This is a genomic window from Arthrobacter sp. 2YAF22_2, assembly GCF_052114645.1.
GTDB lineage: Bacteria > Actinomycetota > Actinomycetes > Actinomycetales > Micrococcaceae > Arthrobacter.
In genome coordinates, this window is sequence record NZ_JBFRFD010000300.1 from 1 (window position 1) to 4,679 (window position 4,679).

At 68.0% G+C, this 4,679-nt stretch carries 5 protein-coding genes; 3 read left to right on the top strand and 2 right to left on the bottom strand.

Annotation, left to right across the window (positions count from 1 at the left end; translation table 11 throughout):
• The first annotated feature begins 128 nt into the window (after positions 1 to 128).
• Together mmsB and AB4Y86_RS12580 are read left to right on the top strand one after the other, a co-directional pair.
• Positions 129 to 1,031: a 3-hydroxyisobutyrate dehydrogenase gene (mmsB, locus tag AB4Y86_RS12575; protein WP_441402559.1), complete on the top strand. Its 903-nt coding sequence runs from the start codon at positions 129 to 131 to the stop codon at positions 1,029 to 1,031.
• A gap of 31 nt (positions 1,032 to 1,062) precedes the next feature.
• On the top strand, positions 1,063 to 2,547 hold the full coding sequence (locus tag AB4Y86_RS12580) for a CoA-acylating methylmalonate-semialdehyde dehydrogenase (RefSeq protein WP_441402560.1): 1,485 nt from the start codon (positions 1,063 to 1,065) through the stop codon (positions 2,545 to 2,547).
• A gap of 3 nt (positions 2,548 to 2,550) precedes the next feature.
• Here AB4Y86_RS12580 and AB4Y86_RS12585 read toward each other — a convergent pair whose 3' ends face one another.
• Positions 2,551 to 3,015 (bottom strand): hypothetical protein, encoded by a 465-nt coding sequence (locus tag AB4Y86_RS12585; protein WP_441402561.1) that lies wholly within the window; start codon positions 3,013 to 3,015, stop codon positions 2,551 to 2,553.
• A 106-nt stretch (positions 3,016 to 3,121) separates the two neighbouring features.
• Positions 3,122 to 3,973: an SGNH/GDSL hydrolase family protein gene (locus AB4Y86_RS12590; protein WP_441402563.1), complete on the bottom strand. Its 852-nt coding sequence runs from the start codon at positions 3,971 to 3,973 to the stop codon at positions 3,122 to 3,124.
• A 94-nt stretch (positions 3,974 to 4,067) separates the two neighbouring features.
• Here AB4Y86_RS12590 and AB4Y86_RS12595 point away from each other — a divergent pair.
• Positions 4,068 to 4,679 (top strand): alpha/beta hydrolase (locus AB4Y86_RS12595; protein WP_441402562.1); only part of this gene is annotated, 612 nt, incomplete at its 3' end.

The window sequence follows — 4,679 nt, forward strand, 5'->3', positions numbered from 1 at the left end:
GTTTTTCTCCTTGATTGCACTGTAACAGGGTGTGATGGTTGACACGTGGGATCCGGCAGCTGCGCCGGCCCCGAGCCTTACCAAGACGCAGCAACAGGACGCAGGATCAAAGCAAAGGAGCTTACGCCATGGCAGTTGTCGCCTGGATCGGACTGGGAAACATGGGCGGGTCCATGTCGGTGAACCTCGCCAAAGCCGGAAACGAGGTCCGCGGCTTCGACCTCAACGCGGACGCCGTGGCCGCCGCCGAGGCCGGGGGAGTCAAGCCCGCCGGCAGCATCGCCGAGGCCGTGGAGGGCGCCGACGTCGTCTTCACGATGCTCCCGAAGGGCGAGCACGCCCGCGCCGTATACCTCGGTGCCGAGGGCGTCCTGGCCCACGCCGACAACAAGACACTGCTGGTGGACTCGTCCACAATCGACATTGCCTCGGCCCAGGCCCTGCACGACGCCGCAGCGGAGGCGGGCTTCCGCTTTGTCGACGCCCCCGTCTCCGGCGGGATGAGCGGCGCGAAAGCCGCGACGCTGACCTTCATGATCGGGGGCGAGGCCGGCGCCGTCGCCGAGGCGACCGAATACATTCGGCCGATGGCCGCCAACATCATCCCCACCGGGGGAGCCACCACCGGGCAGGCCGCCAAGATCTGCAACAACCTGATGCTCTTCATCAACCTCGCCTCCACGGCCGAGGGAGCGGTGCTCGCGGACCGCCTGGGCCTGGACAAGCAGGTTTTCTGGGACATCGCCTCGGTCTCCTCCGGCGACAGCTGGGCTCTGCGCACCTGGTATCCGGTGGCCGGCGTCGTGCCCACCGCCGCATCCAACAACGACTTCGCCCCGACCTTCACCGCCGAACTCGCCAACAAGGACATCGGACTGGCCATCAGCGCAGCCAAGGACACCGGAACTCCGCTGGAAATCGGCGAGCACGTCCAGCAGCTCTTCCAGCGCCTGATCGACGGCGGCCAGTCCGGCAAGGACTGCTCCGCGATTGTCAAGCTGGTCGACGGCTCGTTCGAATCCGCCAAGTAGCCTTCAAACCTTTTTAGAAAGAGAACCTCCCATGGAACGCATTCCGCACTTCATCAACGGCGCCCTGGTGTCCGACGCCGAACGCTACGGCCCCGTATTCAACCCCGCCACCGGCGAACAGGAAAAGGAAGTGGCCCTTGCCTCCGCGGACCGCGTCGAGGAGGCCATCGCCGCCGCCCGCGCCGCCCTGCCCGGCTGGCGGGCCACCAGCCTGGCCAAGCGCACCACGATCTTCTTCAGGGTCCGCGAGCTCCTCATGCAGCGCCGGCCCGAACTGGCGGCCCTGCTGACCAGCGAGCACGGCAAGGTCCTCTCCGACGCCGAGGGCGAGATCACCCGCGGCCTGGAAAACATCGAATTCGCCACCGGCCTGTCCCACGCGCTCAAGGGCGAACGCTCGGAACAGGTGTCCGGCGGCGTCGACGTCCACTCGGTGCGCCAGCCGGTCGGCGTCGTCGCCTGCATCACGCCGTTCAACTTCCCGGCGATGGTGCCGCTCTGGATGATCGGCAGCGCGCTGGCGTGCGGGAACACCGTGCTGCTCAAGCCGAGCGAAAAGGACCCTTCCTCCGCGATCTTCATCGCACAGGTCTTCGCCGAGGCCGGACTGCCCGCCGGAGTCCTCAACGTGGTGCACGGCGACAAGGAAGCCGTCGACGTGCTGCTCGAGCACCCGGACGTGAAAGCGGTCAGCTTTGTAGGCTCGACGCCGATCGCCCAGTCCATCTACAAGCGCGCCGCCGACCATGGCAAGCGGGTCCAGGCCCTGGGCGGTGCCAAGAACCACATGGTTGTGCTCCCCGACGCGGACCTCGACATGGCCGCCGACGCCGCCATCTCGGCTGCCTATGGCTCCGCGGGCGAGCGCTGCATGGCCGTCAGCGTCCTGGTCGCCGTCGGGAACATCGCCGACGAACTGGTGGACGCGATCGCCACCCGCATGGCCACGCTCAAGATCGGTCCCGGCACGGATCCGGCGTCGCAGATGGGTCCGCTGATAACCGCGGAACACCGCGACAAGGTGGCCTCCTACGTGGCCGGCGCCGCAGACGAGGGCGCCTCCGTGGTGGTGGACGGCCGGCACCAGGAGTTCGACTCCAACGGCTTCTTCATCGGCGTCAGCCTGATTGATCACGTCAAGCCCGGCATGAAGGTCTACGACGACGAGATCTTCGGCCCCGTCCTCTCGGTGGTCCGGGTGGAGAGCTACGCCGACGCCGTCAAGCTCGTCAACGACAACGAGTTCGGCAACGGGGTGGCGATCTTCACCCGCGACGGCGGCGCCGCCCGGCAGTTCGAGTTCGACGTCGAAGCCGGCATGGTGGGCGTCAACGTCCCGATCCCGGTGCCGGTGGGAACCTTCTCCTTCGGTGGCTGGAAGAACTCGCTCTTCGGCGACACCCACATGTACGGCCCGGAAAGCATCCGCTTCTACACCCGGGGCAAAGTGGTCACGACGCGCTGGCCGGATCCCTCCACCTCGGTGATCGATCTGGGCTTCCCGCAGGTCGACTAGGGCCTAGCCCTTCATGATCTCCGCGCGCTGGGCCATGTAATCCTCCATGGCCAGCTCGCCGTTGCTGTACTTCTGGTCCAGCTCGGCGAGCTTGCGCGCGCGGAAACCCTGCGGCTCCGACGACGACGGCGGGGCAGCCGGCGGCTGCCAAGCAGGTGCCTGCGGGGCGGCGGCCTGCGGCGCGCTGTTCAGGTATTCCGGGCTGTCCTCGTACGGGACCTGGTACTGCTGCTTGGCCGGGGGCTGCGGGGCGCCGAGCTGGCCGAACCCGCCGTAGTAGTCCCGCTGGGTGAAACCGTCGCGCGGCTGGTTGTCCTGCTGGCCGGGGAACCCTCCGGACCCGCCGAACGGCTGCCCGGGAAAGCCGCCGGGGCCGTTGTCGTTCCGCCCGCGGTTGGACGCCCTGTACCGGCGCATCCCGAACATGATGATGGCCGCCGCGACGGCGAGCCCAAAGAAGGAGAACACGGTACCGAACCTTTCAGGAGTGGTCCTTCAGCTTAACGCGCGGGCCGCTCCCGAAGTGCCTGGTCCTGCCCCGGCCGGAACCGGGCAGCCCGTTCAGGGCCGTCGTTCAGGGCCGCAGGGCATCCTCCGCGCCGGGCGGGCCCTCGCCCGACCCGAGCGGGACCCCGGGGCCGAACACCGGACCGGCCAGCGGGCGCTTGGCCGTGATGCCGTCCCCGGAGGAGCGGTGCCGGAGCCGGCGGACCACCCACGGGACGAAGTGCTCGCGGGCCCAGATGAGGTCACCGGTGCGGGCCTGCCGCCAGCTGCGCGGCGGCAGCGGTTTGGGGGAGAGCGGCTCCAGGGTGTGTTGCACGTTGAGCGAGTCCAGCACCATGGCCGCGATGGTGTGGTGGCCCAGCGGCGAGAAATGCAGGCGGTCCGCATCCCACATCTGCGGGTCATTGAGCTGCCGGAGGGACCACATGTCGGCGATGACGGCGTCGTGCCGTGCCGCCACGGTGCGCAGGTTCTCGTTGTAGATGGCCACCTTGCTGCGGATCCGGCCCAGCACCGTGGAGCCGGTGTCCGGCCCGTTGAACAGGACCACCGTGGCGCCGCCCAGGCTCAAGATCTGCACCACCGAGTCCAGCCTTTCGGCCAGGACGTCGGGGTCTCCGCCGGGCCGGATCAGATCGTTTCCGCCCGCGGACAGGGTCACCAGATCCGGCTTCAAGGACAGGCAGTGGGCCAGTTGCTGGTCCACGATCTGCTGCAGGAGACGGCCCCGGACCGCGAGGTTGGCATAAGCGAAATCGTCGTGACCGCGGCTCAGTTCCTCCGCCACCCGGTCCGCCCAGCCGCGGTGGCCGCCCGGGCTGGCCGGCTCCGGATCGCCGATCCCTTCCGTGAAGGAGTCGCCCATGGCAACGTAGCGCGTCCAGGGATGGTTAAGGGTCAGATCCGGAAGATTCGCCATGGCTTCTGTTTCGCTCACCTACTTATCCTGCACTCATGTACCAAAGGTGCGCCAGCGCCACTGGTGACCCACAGGTAACTGCAAGAATAGAACCATGACTGAAGCCGCTCTTTTCCCCGCCGCGTTTCCCGCCCCCGTCGTCCTGTGGTCCCGGCCCGAAGACGCCCGCGCCGGCAAGCCCCTGCTGGTCCTGCTGCACGGTTACGGCGCCAACGAGGAGGACCTGCTCAGCCTGGCCGACGCGCTGCCGGAGGAGTTCGTGGTGGCCTCGCTGCGTGCCCCGCTGGCCGCCGGTCCGGGCTTCACCTGGTTCCCGCTGACCGCATCAATCGATTACTCACTCGAGGCCGTCAAGCACGCGGCGGCCTACGCGCAGGACTGGATCGACTCGGTCCGGGCGAACCATCCCTCGGTGACGCTGCTCGGGTTCTCAATGGGCATGGCCCTGGCCACCACGCTGCTTCGGCAGCGGCCGGACGGGTACGCCGCCGTCGTCGGACTCTCCGGCTTTGCCGTCGACGCCGGCGGCGACCCGAGCTTCCACGACGACGAGCTGGATGGCACAGTGCCGATGTTCTGGGGCCGGGACCAGCAGGACCCCGTGATCACGCCGGACAAGGTCGAGTTCACCATGGGCTGGGTGCGCCGTCACGTGAAGCTGACCAAGGTGCTGTACACCGGCATGTGGCACGGCATCAACCAGCAG